This window comes from Streptomyces sp. NRRL F-4489 (genome assembly GCF_001509485.1).
In the GTDB taxonomy this organism is placed as follows: domain Bacteria; phylum Actinomycetota; class Actinomycetes; order Streptomycetales; family Streptomycetaceae; genus Streptomyces.
Genome location: NZ_LLZI01000281.1, coordinates 1 through 16,405, shown reverse-complemented (window position 1 = coordinate 16,405; position 16,405 = coordinate 1). Strand labels below are relative to the sequence as shown.

Sequence of the window (16,405 nt, the reverse complement as noted above, 5' to 3'; positions counted from 1 at the left end):
GCCGTTCGGGTCGGGCGCCGTCGGAGCGGACGGCGCCCGGGCGGACGGCGTCGCCGCACGGCCGGGAGGAGCCCGCCGATGGATGCCGCGTTCACCGAGGAGCAGGACGAGATCCGCCGCCCGCTGCGCGCCCTGCTGGGCCGGTACGGGGGCCCGGAGGGGGCCGGGGCGCCGGACGGTCCGGACGGGTACGACCGGGCGGTGTGGCGGCGGCTGGCCGCGGCGGCCGGGCTGCCCGGCCTGGCGCTGCCCGCCGCGTACGGCGGGGCCGGGCACGGGACCGCCGGGCTCGCGCTCGCCTGCGAGGAGACCGGCCGGGCCGGCTTCCCCTCGCCGCTGATCGGCACCGCCGCGCTGGCCGCGCCGCTGCTGTGCGCGCTGGGCGGCGAGCGGCGGCGGGCCGCCCTGCTGCCCGCCCTGGCCGCCGGGGAGCTGACCGCCGCGCTGGCCGTCCCCGGCGGGCGGCTGGCCACCGCGCTGGCGCTGACCGGGACCGGCGGCGGGGACTGGGCCGGCGGCGGCCGGTCCGGCGGCATCCAGGCCCGGTGGTCACCGGAGCCCGCCCCGGGTGCGCCGCCGGACGGCGGTCCCCAGGGGGCGGCCGGCAGCTGGCGGCTCTACGGGGAGGCCGGGCAGGTCCTCGACGGACGCACCGCGGACCTGCTGGTGGTCGCCGCGCACACCGGCGGCTTCGCGCGCGGCCGCACCCTGCTCTTCGCCGTACGGGCGGCGGGCCCGGACGGCGCGGGCCCGGATGGCGCGGGGGTGCCCGGTCTGCGCCGGACCCGGCAGGACGCGGCGGACGGCACCAGGCCGCAGGCCGGGCTGGAACTCCGCGACGTCCCGGCGGAGTTGCTCGGCGAGGCGCCGGCGGACACCGACCGGGCCGCCGACGCGGTGGCCGCGGCGCTGGCCGCCACCGGGGAGACCGCGGCCGCCTGCCTGGCGGCGGAGGCGGCCGGTGCGGCGGGCGCGCTGCTGTCCCGTACGGCCGGGCGGCTGCGCGCCTGCCTCCGGGACGGCGGCCCGGCCGGCGCCCTCCAGGGCATCCGGCACCGGCTCGCCGAGCTGTACGGGGCGGTGGAGTCGGCGCGTACCGCGGCGCACCACGCGGCCCGGGCGGCGGACGGCGGGCACGCGGGCGGTCCGGCCGCACCCGGGGCGGGCGCGCTCGCCCTGGCCCAGGCGCTGGAGGCGCTGCGCGCGGTGGCCGCGGAGGCGGTGCAGCTGCCCGGCGGGCCCGGAGCCCCCGGGGACCGCGCCGCGCGCCGCGCCTTCGCCCGGGCGGCCGGCGACGAACTGCTGCTCGGCCCGGTGCCCGCGCTGCGCGCCCGGGCCGCTGAACGGGCCGGGCTCTTCGGACCGGGCGGGGATCCCGGGGGAGCGCCCGGCGTGGGCGGGCCGGTGGCCCCGGTGGCGCGAGCGGCGGTCGGTGCCTGATGGACCGCCGCGCCCAGCTGGTGCAGAGACTCTCCTCGACCCGTACGTTCGCGCGGATCGCGCCGCACGTCATCCCCGCGCTGGACCGCGCCGTGCACCGCCTCAGCGGCGGGAAGGCCCTGCTCAGCACCCGGATGCTGCCCGGCGTCGTACTGACCGCGACGGGGGCGCGCAGCGGGCTGCCGCGGCGCACCCCGCTGTCCTGCATGCCGCAGGAGGACGGCGGCTGGCTGCTGATCGGCAGCAACTTCGGCCGCCCCGGGCATCCGTCGTGGACCGCGAACCTGCTGAAGAACCCGGAGGCGGAGGTGAGTTGGCGGGGCCGCGACATCCCGGTGCGGGCCCGGCTGCTGACCGGCGAGGAACGGGACCGGGCCTGGCGGGCGGCGCTGGCCTTCTGGCCGCCGTACGCGGCGTACCAGGCGCGGGTGGACCGGGAGATCCGGCTGTTCCGGCTGGACCGCCTCGACGGGCGCTGACTACCGGGGCGGGCGCGGACGCCCCCGCCCACAGGGCGCGGCGGGTGCCGTACGCCCCGGAGGCGGACCGGCGGCACCCGCCGCGCAGGCGGTATGACCGCGGCGCCCCGGCTGTGGATTGCGGATACCGCCGCGGGCCCGGCTATGGCAGGACGAACGGGCCGGCGGCAGGACGGCAGGACGGACGGGCGGAGGGCGCAGCAGGCAGGACGCAGGACGAACGGTTCCCGGCGGTACCGGGACGGCGGCGGCGCGGTGGCGGCCGGGGCGCGGCCGGCGGACCGGCGGCCTCATCGGCGCCGGACGCGGGCGCGCGCTACTTGGTGGGCTTCTTGCCCGTGACGCCGTAGTGGACCAGCAGGGCGAGATTCGGCTTGAGCTCGGCCTGCTTGACGCCCCAGCTCTGGAAGCCCTTCTGGTGGCCGGCGACCGCCGCCAGCATCGCCACGATCGAGCCGGCCATGGCCGCGGCGCTGACGTCCTTGTCGACCTTGTTCTTGGCCTGGAGCTGCTCGATGGACTCGGTAAGGGAGTTGGTCACCGCGTTGAGGATCTTCATGCGGAGCTTGTAGAACCGCTTGTCGCCCTCGGCGGCGCCCAGGTCGACCACGCGCAGGATCGCGTCGTGCCGGCGCCAGAAGGACAGGAAGCCGTCGACCAGCTCCTCGGCGGCCTGCCAGCCGGATTTGCCCACCCAGGAACGTCCGGCGACAAGATCGGTCAGGCTCGCGCCTTCTTTCGCCATCTCCTCGGCGATTTCCAGAACCGCGCCTTCCACATCAGGGAAGTACTGATAGAACGTCGCGGGTGAAGTGCCCGCTTTTCGGGCCACATCGATGACTTTGACGTCCCGATAGGGGGACGAACTGAGCATTTCGCTGAGGCAGTCGAGAAGCTTTTGCCGCGTCGCCTGTCCGCGGCGGCCGGCAACTCTGCCGTCGACGGTTCGAACTTGTCCTGTCATGCCGTCAGCTTACCGAGGGGTGATCGGAGCGCGATTTGGCTGCCTGCAAATGGGGACGCGGGAGTTCGGGCCCCGCGGCGCCCGCGACCGCCCTGGCCGGGGGCCCGCTCGCCGCCGGGAACGGACCGGCCGCCATTGGTCCGATCCAGTGAATACTGTTATCAACAGCCTGTGGACAACTTCGGTGGACACCGGCCCGGCACGGACCCGGCGGCGGCCGGCCGGGACGGCCCGGGAATCCCTGCGCCGCACGCGGTGTCGCGGCCCCGAAATCGCCGCGGGCGGCGCAGAATTGACCCGCCGGCGCGCGGCGCGGCACAGGGGCGGGGACGGGGACGGGGAGATGTACGGGGATACGGGGGCGGCGGGCGAATGGTTTCGGCCACCGGTGAGCGGCGCTCCGGGCGGGCGGCACGGACCGGCGGAGCCGCCGTTACGCACCGGTTATGCGCCGGTTATGCACCGGTCTCCGCGTCCGCGAACACGGAATCCAACAGTCCGGATGGGGCGATGAGCGGCGGAAATTCCGCGAACGCCGGTCAAAGGCGCGGTCCGACCGGCCGGTAACCCGTCGGCATTCGCCCGTCCCCGGACGTATCGGCGCACGTCAGGGCGGGGTGGAATACGCCGGGTAATGGTGTTGTTGCGGACGGCAGGCGGAGTGTCGTGACACGGCCGACAGGCCCCGGGTTCGCAACCGCAGGCCCGGCCAGGAAGAATCAAGGGCCGTACGGCCGTTTCGGCCAGGCGGCCGGACGCCGCGCGGGGCAGTGGCTCACGGCGGTTCGCGGCTTGAGTGAGGGTCTCGTTCTTAACGCCCCACGGGGAGGTGGCAGGCAAGTGGTGGAGCAGCTGACGCAGCACGATCCCCGGCGGATCGGCCCGTTCGAGGTCCTCGGCCGTCTCGGGGCCGGCGGCATGGGCCTGGTCTATCTGGCGCGCTCGGCGTCCGGCCGGCGCGTGGCGATCAAGACGGTCCGGTCCGAGCTCGCCGAGGACCAGCTGTTCCGGGTCCGCTTCACCCGCGAGGTGGAGGCGGCCCGCGCGGTCAGCGGCTTCTACACCGCCGCGGTGGTCGACGCCGACCCCCGGGCCGCGGTGCCCTGGCTGGCGACGGCGTACGTCCCCGCGCCCTCCCTGGAGGAGATAGTCAATGAGTGCGGGCCGCTGCCGGTCCAGGCGGTGCGCTGGCTGGCCGCCGGGATCGCCGAGGCGCTGCAGTCCATCCACGGCGCCGGCCTGGTCCACCGCGACCTGAAGCCGTCGAACGTCCTGGTCGTCGAGGACGGCCCCCGGGTGATCGACTTCGGTATCGCCTCCGGGGTGTCCAACACCCGCCTGACGATGACCAACGTCGCGGTCGGCACCCCGGCGTACATGTCGCCCGAGCAGGCCCGCGACTCCCGCAGCGTCACCGGCGCCAGCGACGTCTTCTCGCTCGGCTCCACCCTGGTCTTCGCCGCCACCGGGCACGCCCCCTTCCACGGCGCCAACCCCGTCGAGACGGTCTTCATGCTGCTCCGGGAGGGCCCGGATCTGGCCGGGCTCCCCGAGGAGCTGCGGCCGCTGATGGAGTCCTGTATGCAGATGGAGGCGGCCCAGCGGCCGTCCCCCGCCGACCTCCAGTCCCAGCTGGCCCCGCACCTCTTCAGCTCCGGCAGCGACGACAGCGGCACCGCCTCGGCGTGGCTGCCGCCCGGTGCCGTGGCGCTCATCGAGCGGCGGCGCGGCGGCGGCCGGGGCGCCGCCCCGCAGACCACCCCGCGCGCCGCCGCCCCGGCCCGCCCGGAGCCGGCCGCCCCGCCGCCCATGCCGCAGGCCCCGCCGCCGCAGCCCGCGCCCGCCGCGGACGGCTGGCCCGGCCGGGTCGGCGCCGGCCCCGGCGCGCACCGCCCCGCCGATCCGCGCGGCGCCTCGCCCGCCCCGGTGGGTTCCGCCGCGCCGTCCGCCCCCGAGGGCGCCGGCGGCCCCGTGCGGCTGGGCGGTTCGCACGCCCCGATAGGGCCGGGGCCGCGCGCCGCCGAGGCGCCGCAGCCGCGCGGCCAGGCCGCCCCGGCCACCAACTGGGTCCGCCCGCCGGGCGGCGCCCAGCCGGCCGGTGTGCCGCCGCAGCAGCCCGCGCCCGCCGCCCGGACCGACGCCCCGCCCGCCCCCGAGGCGCCGCCCGCCGAGCCGGGCCGCTGGCGCCCCTGGCGCTTCCGGATGTCCAACGACGTCTGGGGCACCCCGGTGGTCGCCGGCGACCTCCTCTACGTCACCTCGTTCGAGGTGCACGCCCTCGAGGTGGCCAGCGGGCGGCGGAAGTTCAAGACCCGGGACGTGGCCTGGGCGATGGCGGTCGCCGACGGCCGGATCCACGCCTCGGACGGCCCGACCCTCTACGCCCTCGACGCCGAGGACGGCGGCGAGCGCTGGCGGCTGGCCAGCGAGGGCTGGATCTACGCCCTGTCCGCCGGCCGCGGCACGGTCGTCACCAGCACCCGCGGCGGCGGCGTCCAGGCGTGGGAGGCGGCCACCGGCGAGCTGCTGTGGGAGCTGGCCGGCGCCCAGACCGACTTCGAGACCGCCGAGGCCGCGCCGGTGCTGCACGACGGCGCGGTCTACGTCTGGGCCGACGCCCGGCTCAAGGCCCTGGACGCCCGCACCGGCGCCGAGCGCTGGTCGTATCCGGTGGGCGACGCGGCGTCCTGCGGCGGCGTCCCGATGCGGCTGCTGCCCGCCCCGGACGGCACGGTCTACGTCGTCGCCGGCACCCGGGTGCTGGCCCTGGACGCCGCGCGCGGCGATGTGCGCTGGCACTTCGAGGCGCCCGCGGTGTTCCTGAGCCCGCCCGCCTTCGCGCCCGGCCCGGCGGTGACCGGCGGCGGCCTCTACCTCGCCGACTATCTGGGGACGGTCTACGCCCTGGACGCGGCGGACGGCCGGGACCGCTGGCGGATCGCCACCGAGGCCCGCCAGTCCGCCGAGCCGGTCCTGGTCGCGCACGGCGCCGTCCACCTGGGCAGCGGCAAGGCCCTGTACACCCTCGACGCGGTGACCGGCACGCCGCGCTGGCGCTTCCAGGCGGGCGCCGAGGTCGTCGGCTCCCCGGTCGTCGCCGAGGGCCGGGTGCACTTCGGCTCCGCCGACCACTGCCTGTACACCCTCGACGCGATGGGCGGGCAGCTGCGCTGGAAGCTGGCCACCGGCGGCGAGATCACCGGCTCGCCGGTCGCGGTCGGCGGGGTGGTCTACGCCTGCAGCAAGGACCGCTGCGTGTACGCGCTGGACGCCGCCAAGGGGACGGGGCTGGCGCGGCGGCCGTAACGGGCGCGGCCGGTGGTCCTGGCCAGGCGTCAGCCGCGGTCCGGGCCCGGCCCACCGGGCTCGTCCGGCGGCCGGTCCCTGCCCTCCGGGCGCCCGCCCGCGGCCCGTTCACCACCCGCCGCGCCACCCGTCGCACCGCCCGGCCGCCACTGCTGGGCGCCCCAGTCCACGGGCCGGGTCGGCGGATCCGCCGCGCGCCCGTGGCGCCCGTCGCGCTCGTCCTCGGGCTCGTCCTCGTGGGCGGGCACCCGGCGCCGGCGGCCGCGCATGATGAGCGCGCCCAGGATCAGCAGGGCGCCGCCGCCGAGGGCGCTGGCCGCGCCGACGCCCAGTCCGCGGGCACCGGCGGTGAGTTCACCGGCGCTCTGCCCCTGGCGGACCATCCACAGGATGGTGAAGCCGAGCACCACCAGCCCGGCGAGGGTGATCAGCAGCCGGGACCGCAGCACCACCCCGACCAGCGCCAGCAGTCCGGCGAACGCCATCGGCAGCAGCAGCGACCCGAAGAGCGTGGCGCCGCTGCCGGTGAGGCCGCCGAAGAGGTCCTCGATCCGTATGTCGCTGCCCTGACGGCCGTCGTACCAGGGACGGAAGGGGCTCCAGACGGCGGCCGCCGCTCCGATGAGGGCGATCAGGGACCCGAGAACGTTGCGCACCACGGCGTCGCCTCGCTTCGCTCGTTCCGTCGTCCTCCGCAACCGACGCTACGCCTGCCCGTCCACCCCCGCGAGACGAGTGGACCCGGCGGCGTACGACTCCGGCCGGTGCCCGTAGGGGCCGTTGCCGGGGCTTGCTAGGGTGCCGTGCACGCGTCAACCCTGTCGGGGTCGGCGGGTTCGGCAGCAGCAACGGGGGATGGTCGAGGCACATGGATCAGCGCACGCGTACGGGCACGTCCACCGGGGACACGGGGAGCGCAGGGAGCACCGGGGGCCGCGCCCGGCGGGGCGGCAGGGCGGGCGTCGCGGCGGCGCTGGCGGCGGTCGCGCTCGCCACGCTGAGCGGCTGCTTCTCGCCCCCTCGGCCCAACGTCGTCATGCCGAGCAACTGGCCCAGCCCGTCGTCCTCCTCGTCCAGTTACAACCCTTACGACCCGACGCCCTCGTACACGCCGGGCTACGACACCTACTCGCCGTCGCCGTCGCCGACGCAGGAGACCTTCGACCCGGACGGGCGGTCGGACGTGCGCGGCAGCGGCTGCGACTTCTCCGCCTCGCTGCGCCGCTTCACCTACACGCTCTCCATCACCAACCCGTCCACGACCAGTACGTACTCCTACGACATGCGGATCGACTGGATGAAGGACAAGCCGGCGGACGGAACGACGTACGGGGTGCACGAGCGCAGCGTGGTGGTGGCCCCGGGGGCGACCGAGACCTACACGGCCACGTACACGCTCAACCAGTCGTCGTGGCAGGCGTTCTGGTACACCTGCCAGATCACCCGGGCGCACAAGACCAAGATGTGACGCCTCACCGGGACCGGCACAGGGGGCTGTACCGGGCCCGGCGGGTCATCTGACGGGCGGCGGGGGCGCGCCGGGGCCGCGTTCCCGGGCGACGAACAGGGCGGCCTGGCGGTCCGGCGGGAGGTTGCCGAGCGCGATCAGCTGCGGGGCGTGCGCCAGGGCCTGGGTCCTGGCCGCCTCCCGCGCCGCCCACAGGGCCCGTACGGTGCCCTGGACGGCCTCGGTGGGCTGGGCGGCGAGCACCGCGGCGCGGCGCAGCGCGGTCGCGGCGGCCGCGCCGGGCGCGGTCAGCTCGGAGACCAGCCCGGTGGCGTACGCCCGGTGGGCGCCGAGGCGTTCCGCGGTGCCCATCAGGGCGAGCCGGGCGATCTCCCCGTAGGGCATCCGCTGGGCCATGAGGACGGACTCGTAGGCGCTGACCATCCCGTAGGTGGTGTGCGGGTCGAAGAAGACCGCGTCCTCGGCGGCGATGATGAACTCCGCCTCGCCCAGCAGGTAGAAGGCGCCGCCGCAGGCCATCCCCTCGACCGCGGCGATGACCGGTTTCCACAGGTCGTTGGCCTTGGGGCCGATCCGCAGCAGCGGGTCGTCCAGGGAGAACGGGGAGGCCGGCTGGGGGACGTCGGCGGCGCGGTCGATACCGGTGCAGAAGGCCCGGCCGCCGGCACCGGTGAGCACCGCCGCCCGTACGGAGTCGTCGAAGCGGAACCCGTCCCATACGGCGGCGAGTTGCCGGGCGGTGGCCAGGTCGAGGGCGTTGTGGCGGGCGGGCCGGTCGAGGGTGACCAGGGCGACCCCGTCGGCGATCTCGGTGCGGACCCCGGGGGCGGTCACGGCCGCTCCAGCATCCAGCGGGGGACGGTCGGGCCGCCGGGCGGGGTGTGGAAGACCGCCTTCACCGGGGCGCCGATGCGCAGCCGGGCCGGGTCGACGGAGTCGAGCGCGGCGTCCGGGGCGGCGACGACATTGCCCACCAGCCGGATCCGCGGGGCCTCCGCCAGCTCCACGACGACCGCGTTGTAGGGCGCCTGGGCGGCGTACGCGGGCAGCAGCGGCGGGTGCGCGACGACGTACGACCAGATCCGGCCGCGGCCGCTCATCCGCTGCCAGTACGCGGCGAACGACTGGCAGTGCGGGCAGCAGGGCCGGGGCGGGAAGCGCGGTTCGTCGCAGTCGGCGCAGGTCTGCACGCGCAGCTCACCGCGCGCGGCGTACTCCCAGAACGGCGCGCCGTCCTCGTCCGGGACGGGAAACAGCAGGTCAGCGGCGGGGTCGGGGGGATTGTCAGTGGTGGGTGGCAGGCTTGTGGTCATGGAATCACGGACAGTTATGGAGCGGGGTTCGGGGCCGGCCGGCGGGTCGGTCGTCGGGGAGTGGGGCGCGGCGGTGGTGCCGGGCCGGGGGTGTTCCGCACGCATCCGGTATCAACTCCTCAGCAGCAGCGCGGAGGTGGGCACGCACGCGCCCGCGGTGACGAGGCAGGTGGCCGCGTCCGGGACCTGCGCGGTGCTGGTGCCGCGCAGCTGCCGGACGCCCTCGGTGATCAGGTTGAAGCCGTGCACATACGCCTCGGAGAGGCCGCCGCCGCTGGTGTTGATCGGGAGCCGCCCGCCGATCTCCAGGGCGCCGCCCTCGGTGAAGGCCGCGCCCTCACCGCGTCCGCAGAAGCCGTAGCCCTCCAGGGAGAGGGGTATCAAGGGGGTGAACGCGTCATAGATCTGCGCCACGTCGACGTCCCGCGGGCCGAGGTCGGAGCCCTTCCAGAGGTGCCGGGCGGCGGACCGGGCCGGGCCGCTGAGCGGGTCGTCGCTCCAGTAGTCGACCATGCCGTGGTGCTGTGCGGGCAGGCCCTGCGCCGCGGCGTGGACGTAGACGGGCCGGCGGCGGCAGTCGCGGGCGCGCGCGGCGGAGACCACCACGCAGGCCAGCGCGCCGTCGGACTCCAGGCAGTTGTCGTAGAGGCAGAGCGGTTCGCTGATCCAGCGCGCGGTCATGTACATCTCGCGGGTCAGCGGGCGGTCGTACATCATCGCGGCCGGGTTCTGGTTGGCGCGGTTGCGGCAGGCCAGGGCGACGTTGAAGAAGTGGTCGCGGGTGGCGCCGTATTCCTGCATATAGCGCCGGGCCAGCATGCCGATCTCGTCGGCGGGCCGCAGCAGCCCGAAGGGGCGGGTCCACTGCGCGGGGGTGGGCAGCTGGGCGCGGGCGGCGGTCCACGGCCGGGGCCCGGAGCCGCGTTTGCGGGACCGCCAGGCGACGCCCACGCTCGCCTGCCCGGTGGCGATGGCCGCGGCCAGGTGCCCGACCGTGGCGCACGAACCGCCGCCGCCGAAGCCGACCTTGGAGAAGTGCCTGACCTCGCCCGCGCCGATCGACTTGGCGATCTCGACCTCGTCGGTCTCCTCCATGGTGTACGAGGCGAAGGCGTCCACCTCCGAGGGGGCGATCCCGGCGTCGTCCAGGGCCGCGATGATCGCCCGGCAGGCCAGGGCCTTCTCGGACTCCGGGAGCCGCTTGGCGAACGGCGTCTGCCCGATGCCGACGATCGCCGCGGCGTCCTTCAGGGTCGCCCCCATGGCCACCTCCGTGCTCGGCCGTCACTGCTGACAGCGGAGGAGGCTACCGCTAATCTGACGACCAGTCAGCTAGCGGGGGGCTGGTCTTTTCCGGGACGGGGAGGCAGTGCGATGGACGAACACCTCGATACACGCGCGGACTTGGCGTACGGCTCGCTCGCCCGGCTGGTGCGCGCCGCCGCCGCGCGGTACGGCCCCCGGGAGGCCGTCGTCGAGGGCCGCGGCCGGATCACGTACGCCGAGCTGGGCGACCGGGTGGCGCGGGCCGCCGCGGCGTGCGTCGCGGCCGGTGTCGCGCCCGGCGACCGGGTCGCGGTCTGGGCGCCGAACACCCGCGACTGGATCGTCTCCGCCCTCGGCGCGGTCACCGCCGGCGCCGTCCTCGTCCCGGTCAACACCCGCTTCAAGGGCGCCGAGGCCGCCGACATCCTGCGCCGCACCCGGGCCCGGCTGCTCTTCGTCACCGGCACCTTCCTCGGCACGTCCTACGTCGCCTCGCTGCGCCGGGCCGCCGGGCGCGGCGACGGCCCCGGCCCCCTGCCCGGGCTGCCGCACCTCCAGCGGGTCGTGGTGCTCGCCGACGACGCCCCCGCCGACTTCACCACCTGGCGCGACTTCCTCGCCGAAGGGGCGGCGGTCCCGGCCGGCACGGTGCGCGCGCGGGCCGACGCCCTCGGCCCCGGCGACCCCTCCGACATCATCTTCACCTCCGGCACCACCGGCCACCCCAAGGGCGCGGTGATCACCCACGGCCAGACGCTGCGCGCCTACGACGTCTGGAGCGCGCTGGCCGGCCTCGAGGAAGGCGACCGCTACCTCATCGTCAATCCCTTCTTCCACACCTTCGGCTACAAGGCCGGCGTCATCGCCTGCCTGCTGCGCGGCGCGACGATGGTGCCGCAGCCGGTTTTCAGCGCCCGGACCGCGCTCGCCAACATCGCCGCCGAGCGGATCTCCGTCCTCCCCGGCCCGCCCACCCTCCACCAGCAGCTCCTCGACCACCCCGACCGCGACCGGCACGACCTCTCGGCGCTGCGCCTGGTCGTCACCGGCGCCGCCGTCGTCCCCCTGGAGCTGGTGGAACGGCTCCGAGGCGAGCTGAAGGTCGCCACCGTCCTGACCGCGTACGGCCTGTCGGAGGCCACCGGCGTGGTCACCATGTGCCGCCGCGGCGACCCGCCGGAGGTGATCGCCGGGACCGCCGGCCGCGCGATACCGGACACCGAGGTCCGCGTCGTGGACGCCGCCGGCCGCCCGCGGCCGACCGGCACGCCCGGCGAGGTCCAGGTCCGCGGCTACCACGTCATGACCGGCTACTACGAGGACCCGGCCGCCACCGACCGGGCCCTCACCCCCGACGGCTGGCTGCGCACCGGCGACATCGGCGTCCTCGACGCGGCCGGCAACCTCCGGATCACCGACCGCCTCAAGGACATGTTCATCGTCGGCGGCTTCAACGCCTACCCCGCCGAGATAGAGCAGCTCCTCACCCGCCACCCCGACGTCACCGAGGCCGCCGTCATCGGCATACCCGACCCCCGCCTCGGCGAGGTCGGCAAGGCGTACGCGGTCCGCCGCCCCGGCTCCCGCCTCACCCCCGACGCCCTGATCGCCTGGTCCCGCCGCCAAATGGCCAACTACAAGGTCCCCAGGGAAGTCGCATTCGTCCCCGCCCTGCCGCGCAACGCGAGCGGGAAGGTGGTGAAGGGGCTGCTGCGGGAGGGGGGTTGGGGTGGGTCTGGGGGAGGCGGGGAGTAGCTCGGGGCTCCGCCCGGTAGGGGAGTGGAGTGGACCGGACGGGACCGGACCGGGGGCCGTCCCTCCGCCGTGCCTGCTCGGCCCGGCCGTCGAAGTCGCCGAAGCCGCTGCATCCGCCGAAGCCGGTGACGCCGACATCGGCGTAACGCCTCAGAGCGGGGCGAGCAGCATCAGGACCTCATCGCGGTCGTCACCTGCCGCGAACCTCAAAGCGCCTGGCCACCGGCCGATTTCCCGCCACTCCAGCCGCCCGTAGAAGCCCTCCAGTCCCACACCGCCGCGGACGGCGATACGCAGCTGCTCCAGCCCCATCTCGTCCCGCGCGACCCTGCGGGCCTCCTCCACGAGCGCCCGCCCGACACCGCGCCCGCGCACGGCGAGACGGGTCTGGACGTGGTGGAGGGTGCCCCAGTGCGCTATCAGCTCGGACCGGTCACGCCGTGCGATGAGCCAGCCCGCAAGCTGCCCGTCCACGGTTGCCGCGAGGAGGCGGCAGGTGTCCGCGGAGAGCTGGTCGATGATCCGGTCGAGGGCCGGAAGCACCGTGGCGGCGTCGACCGGCGGAAACGGGAATCCGGCCGCACCGCCCGCGTTGGTCACCTCGACCCAGCAATCGGCGAGGGCGCGCCGGAACGGCGCGGCGACCTCGGAGGCTGTCGTGAACTGCTGGAAGCGCAGGGTGCTGGGGGCCATCCCGCGATCATGGCACCCGCCTGTGACATCCCCCGAAGGCCGCCGGACCGTCCGGGTTGCCGGCGGGCGCCCCAGCCCCCGCCGGCCCGTACGTCGCGGATCCGCCCGGGACGGCTAGCCGCTGACCCGGCCGCCGCTCACGCCCGTACCCTCCGCCAACGACCGCATGCGGTCGGCGAAGCCGTCGTGGACGGACCCGAACCACACCCCGAGGTCCGCCGCGCCGGCCGCTTCCCAGGCGGCGACCTCCGCCGTCACCTCCGTGAGCGTCCGGTCCGGCCCGTCCCAGCCGATCCGGGTCCCGGCCGCCACCGGGGCCGAGCCCTCCCCGGCCCGGCGGTCCAGCCACGCCTTCCGCTCCGCGAACTGTTCCGGGGTGAGCCCGACCCCCTGCCAGTAGCCGCCGAACTCCGCCGCCCGCCGCAGCGCCGCGTCCGAGTTCCCGCCGATCAGGAACGGCACCGGTACGTCCGGCACCGGCTCGAACACCGCCCGCCCGTCGAACGCCACCGCCCCGTCGTCGTACGGCCCGCCCGCGCCCGTGTGCAGCCGCCGCACCAGCCGCAGCGCCCGGTCCGTCCGCGCGCCCCGGTCGCGGAACTCCGCCCCGGCCGCCGCGAACTCGTACGGCTGCCAGCCCACGCCCACCCCCAGCACGAACCGGTCCCCGCTCAGCCGCGCCAGCGTCGCCGACTGCCGGGCCAGCAGCAGCGGTTCGCGCAGCGGCACGATCAGCACCGAGGTGCCGAGCGTCACTCGTTCGGTGACGCCCGCCAGGTAGGAGAGCGTGGTCAGCGCCTCGTACACCCCGCCGTACCCCTCCGGCGGCCGCCCGTACGGTCCCGGCGGCAGCAGATGGTCCGGCAGCCAGACGCCCGCGTACCCCAGCTCCTCGGCCTCCCGCGCCAGCGCGGCCAGTTCACCGGCGGCCATCGCCCCCGACTCGGACGGCAGAACGACATGCAGGCGCATGCGCCCGGCGCCCCCGCCACTGTCCGTGTCCGTGCTCGTCTTCGTCTTCGTCTCCGTGCTGGTGTTGGTGGTCATGGGGCCTCCGCCCGGACGCAGGGTGGCTCGATTCCCTAGCCGTGGATCGATACCGTGGTTCGATCCCTGGCTCGATTCCGTCGCGCACCCGTTGTAAGCCCTCACATGGGTGTCAGGGTCAAGCGCCGGGTCCCGGGCCGGCGTCCCGGCCGCCGCCCCCTCCGTAACGGGCCCGCAGCTGGGCCTTGAGGACCTTGTTCAGCGGGCCGCCGCGCGGCAGTTCGTCCGTGATCTCCAGCTGCTCCGGCAGCTTCTGGGTCATCAGCCCCGCGGCCCGCAGATGCGCGGTCAGCTCCGCCAGGGTGAGCCCCGGCCCGCCGCCCACCCCCGCCTTGCCGTCCGCCCCTGCTCTGCCGCCCGTTTCCGCCAGCGTGACCACCGCGCACACCCGCTCCCCCCGCTCCCGGTCGGGCAGCCCGACCACCGCCACCTCGGCCACCGCCGGATGGGTACGCACCAGGTCCTCGATCTCCTGCGCGGAGATGTTCTCGCCCTTGCGGATGATGATGTCCTTCAGCCGCCCGGTGAGCACCAGATGCCCATCGGCGCGGAGGTGCCCGAGGTCGCCGGTGCGGAAGAAGCCGTCCGGGCCGAACGCCCCGGCGGTCAGCGCCGGATCGGTGTACCGCCGGAAGACCATCGGCCCGGCGACCGCCACCTCCCCGGTCTCCCCGTTCGCGGCCTCGCTCCCGTCCGCCCGTACGATCCGCACCCGCGCGCCCGCCACCGGCCTGCCGACCGTGTGCGCCAGCTGCTCGTCGCTGTCGTACGGCGTCCCCATCGCGATCATCGGGCACTCGGTCATGCCGTAGCCGTGGACGATCGCGCAGTCCAGCTCCCGCCCGGCGGCCCGGTACAGCTCGGGCGGCAGGGGGGCGCCGCCGCCGGAGAGCAGCCGCAGCGAGGGGATCAGCGGCCCGGCGCCGGGCGCGGCCGCCCGCCGGCGCCGTGACGCGTCGTGGAACGCCTGGTAGAACGCGGTCGAGCCGCCCGCCATGGTCACGCCGTGCCGCCGGTAGACCTCGGCGGCCCGGTCCGCGTCGAACGCCTCCAGCACGACGGCCGGGAAGCCGCTGATCAGCATGGCGATGACGTAGTCCGGCCCGGCGATATGGGCGTACGGGAACGCGATCGAGCCGACGTCGTCCGCCGCCATCCCCAGCGCACCGGCCAGCCCGGCCCCACCCGCGATCAGCGACGCGTCGGTGTGCTCAACTCCCTTGGGCGCGGCGGTCGTCCCGGACGTGTAGTAGATCCAGCGAGTGGCCGCGTGGGCTGGATCGGCCCCGTCCGCCCCGTCTGCCCCGTTCGCCGCGCCCGGAGGGCTGGGCAGCGCCCCAGGGTCCCCCTCCGGCAGCCCGGCTCCGATGTCCACCACCCGCACCGCCCGCGCCCGCCCCCCGGCGCCGTGCCGCCCGGCCACCCCGCGCACCATCTCCGCGTAATCGAACCCCCGCCACACCCCCGGTACGAGCGCGAACTCGGCCGCCGACTCCGCCAGGATGAACCCGACCTCCCGCGCCCGGTGCAGGTGGAGAACGGGGATCTGCACGGCCCCCAGCCGGGCCAGCGCCAGCGACGCGATCACGGTCTCGATCCGGGTCGGCAACTGCCACATCACCCGCGTCCCGGCCCCGATCCCCAGCTCCCGGAACCCGGCCGCCACCCGCAGCGCCGCATCCCGCACCGCCCCGAACGTCACCCCCCGTCCGCCGTCCCCGTCGAAGAACATCGGCGCGCCCCCCGAGGCCCGCGCCCGGTACTCGACCAGTTCCCACAGCGTGCGTATACGGGCGGCTTCGAACACGAGGCGCCTCCTGGGCGGGCGGGCGATACGGGTCCGGACGGCGCGACTGTAGCAGCGGAACTGACGGGGCGTCAGGCCTCGTGCGCCCTGTAGTGCGGCCTGCGCGCGGCGCCCCGTGCGGGCCCCTCGCTCCTCCCTGTACGCGTCACCGAGCGCGCCCCCTCCCGTTCGGTGCCGCAGCAAACGTTTCGGAGCGGAAACATCCGGCCCTCGGGAAGCCCTGGAGATCTTCGGGAGCGCCCGGAAAACGACGGACGGGGCCGGGGCATCTGCCCGGCCCCGTCCGTGACACCACGAAGGGCGGATCGGTATCCGACTCCCGGTCAGGGCATGTGGTTGTCCATCGGCGACAGTCCCGCGTGCTCGCCCTGCGGGGCCAGCGGCATGTGGTTGTCCAGCGGCGCGACGGGCGCGTGGCGGTCCAGGACCGTCACGGAACTCGGCGGGGCGGGTATGTGGTTGTCGGCCAGGGCGGGCGTCGCGGCGGCGCCGAGCGCGGCCACGGCGATGGCGGCCGCGGCAAGAGATTTCCTGGTGCGGGTCATCTCAACTCCTGTGAGTACGTGGTTCGTTGCTGTTCCCGGAAACAAACTAGCGCCAAGCGTGTACAGATGTTCGGCACTTGACGGAGAAAGCGGGGAATATCGCGGGTTTTGCCGCCCGGGCGGAAACGCCGCAGGGGCCGGTTTTCCGTGGCTTCCCCTCCCAGCCACGGGAAAACAGCCCCTGCGATCCCCCGGACCCCCCGTATTCCCCCGTGGTCCCCCGTATTTCCTCCGGGTCCCCCCGGGCCCCGGTCGTGCTCCCCCGTTCCCCGGGAGGTTCCCCACTCCTCTCCCCGTACCTCCCCGCCCCTTCACCGCCCGC

The 16,405-nt window shown here is 75.5% G+C and carries 14 protein-coding genes; 5 read left to right on the top strand and 9 right to left on the bottom strand.

Translation table 11 applies throughout. From position 1 onward, the window contains the following. Positions 1-78: 78 nt before the first annotated feature. Positions 79-1,440: an acyl-CoA dehydrogenase family protein gene (locus tag ADL22_RS31230; RefSeq protein WP_066987576.1), complete on the top strand. Its 1,362-nt coding sequence runs from the start codon at positions 79-81 to the stop codon at positions 1,438-1,440. Beyond that, positions 1,440-1,919 (top strand): nitroreductase family deazaflavin-dependent oxidoreductase, encoded by a 480-nt coding sequence (locus ADL22_RS31225; RefSeq protein WP_066987574.1) that lies wholly within the window; start codon positions 1,440-1,442, stop codon positions 1,917-1,919. Before ADL22_RS31230 ends, ADL22_RS31225 begins: the two co-directional genes overlap by 1 nt. 316 nt (positions 1,920-2,235) lie before the next feature. Here ADL22_RS31225 and ADL22_RS31220 read toward each other — a convergent pair whose 3' ends face one another. After that, positions 2,236-2,883, bottom strand: coding sequence for a TetR family transcriptional regulator (locus tag ADL22_RS31220; protein WP_066987572.1), 648 nt, complete (start codon positions 2,881-2,883; stop codon positions 2,236-2,238). A gap of 840 nt (positions 2,884-3,723) precedes the next feature. On the opposite strand from ADL22_RS31220, the gene ADL22_RS31215 reads away from it, so the two are divergent. After that, a complete protein-coding gene (locus tag ADL22_RS31215) occupies positions 3,724-6,189 on the top strand; it encodes a serine/threonine-protein kinase (protein ID WP_199836415.1) in 2,466 nt (821 codons plus the stop codon). A 29-nt stretch (positions 6,190-6,218) separates the two neighbouring features. Here ADL22_RS31215 and ADL22_RS31210 read toward each other — a convergent pair whose 3' ends face one another. Then, positions 6,219-6,848, bottom strand: a complete 630-nt coding sequence (locus ADL22_RS31210) for a hypothetical protein (RefSeq protein WP_234430925.1) — start codon at positions 6,846-6,848, stop codon at positions 6,219-6,221. Between the two features lie 209 nt (positions 6,849-7,057). On the opposite strand from ADL22_RS31210, the gene ADL22_RS31205 reads away from it, so the two are divergent. Beyond that, on the top strand, positions 7,058-7,657 hold the full coding sequence (locus ADL22_RS31205; RefSeq protein WP_066987569.1) for a hypothetical protein: 600 nt from the start codon (positions 7,058-7,060) through the stop codon (positions 7,655-7,657). A 45-nt stretch (positions 7,658-7,702) separates the two neighbouring features. On the opposite strand, the gene ADL22_RS31200 is transcribed toward ADL22_RS31205, so the two are convergent. The 3 genes from ADL22_RS31200 to ADL22_RS31190 all read right to left on the bottom strand — a co-directional run bounded on the left by ADL22_RS31200 (position 7,703) and on the right by ADL22_RS31190 (position 10,233). Then, positions 7,703-8,491 (bottom strand): enoyl-CoA hydratase/isomerase family protein, encoded by a 789-nt coding sequence (locus tag ADL22_RS31200; RefSeq protein ID WP_066987566.1) that lies wholly within the window; start codon positions 8,489-8,491, stop codon positions 7,703-7,705. Then, the gene (locus tag ADL22_RS31195; protein WP_066987594.1) at positions 8,488-8,970 is read right to left on the bottom strand and encodes a Zn-ribbon domain-containing OB-fold protein; all 483 of its coding nucleotides are present in this window, start codon (positions 8,968-8,970) and stop codon (positions 8,488-8,490) included. Before ADL22_RS31195 ends, ADL22_RS31200 begins: the two co-directional genes overlap by 4 nt. A 111-nt stretch (positions 8,971-9,081) precedes the next feature. Beyond that, complete coding sequence (locus tag ADL22_RS31190; RefSeq protein WP_066987563.1) at positions 9,082-10,233, bottom strand: lipid-transfer protein; 1,152 nt, start codon at positions 10,231-10,233, stop codon at positions 9,082-9,084. A gap of 111 nt (positions 10,234-10,344) precedes the next feature. Here ADL22_RS31190 and ADL22_RS31185 point away from each other — a divergent pair, with 111 nt between their 5' ends. Next, positions 10,345-11,991 (top strand): FadD3 family acyl-CoA ligase, encoded by a 1,647-nt coding sequence (locus ADL22_RS31185; protein ID WP_066987560.1) that lies wholly within the window; start codon positions 10,345-10,347, stop codon positions 11,989-11,991. A 150-nt stretch (positions 11,992-12,141) separates the two neighbouring features. On the opposite strand, the gene ADL22_RS31180 is transcribed toward ADL22_RS31185, so the two are convergent. The 4 genes from ADL22_RS31180 to ADL22_RS31165 form a co-directional block, all read right to left on the bottom strand. Continuing rightward, positions 12,142-12,684 carry a GNAT family N-acetyltransferase gene (locus ADL22_RS31180; protein WP_066987558.1) on the bottom strand — a complete coding sequence of 181 codons (543 nt, stop codon included), beginning with the start codon at positions 12,682-12,684 and terminating at the stop codon, positions 12,142-12,144. 114 nt (positions 12,685-12,798) lie between these two features. Beyond that, positions 12,799-13,731 carry a TIGR03619 family F420-dependent LLM class oxidoreductase gene (locus ADL22_RS31175; RefSeq protein ID WP_234430924.1) on the bottom strand — a complete coding sequence of 311 codons (933 nt, stop codon included), beginning with the start codon at positions 13,729-13,731 and terminating at the stop codon, positions 12,799-12,801. Positions 13,732-13,849: 118 nt separating this feature from the next. Then, positions 13,850-15,538, bottom strand: coding sequence for a class I adenylate-forming enzyme family protein (locus ADL22_RS31170; protein ID WP_066987554.1), 1,689 nt, complete (start codon positions 15,536-15,538; stop codon positions 13,850-13,852). Positions 15,539-15,861: 323 nt separating this feature from the next. After that, entirely contained in the window at positions 15,862-16,083 is a 222-nt protein-coding gene (locus ADL22_RS31165) for a hypothetical protein (protein WP_066987551.1), read from the bottom strand. Positions 16,084-16,405 lie beyond the last annotated feature (322 nt).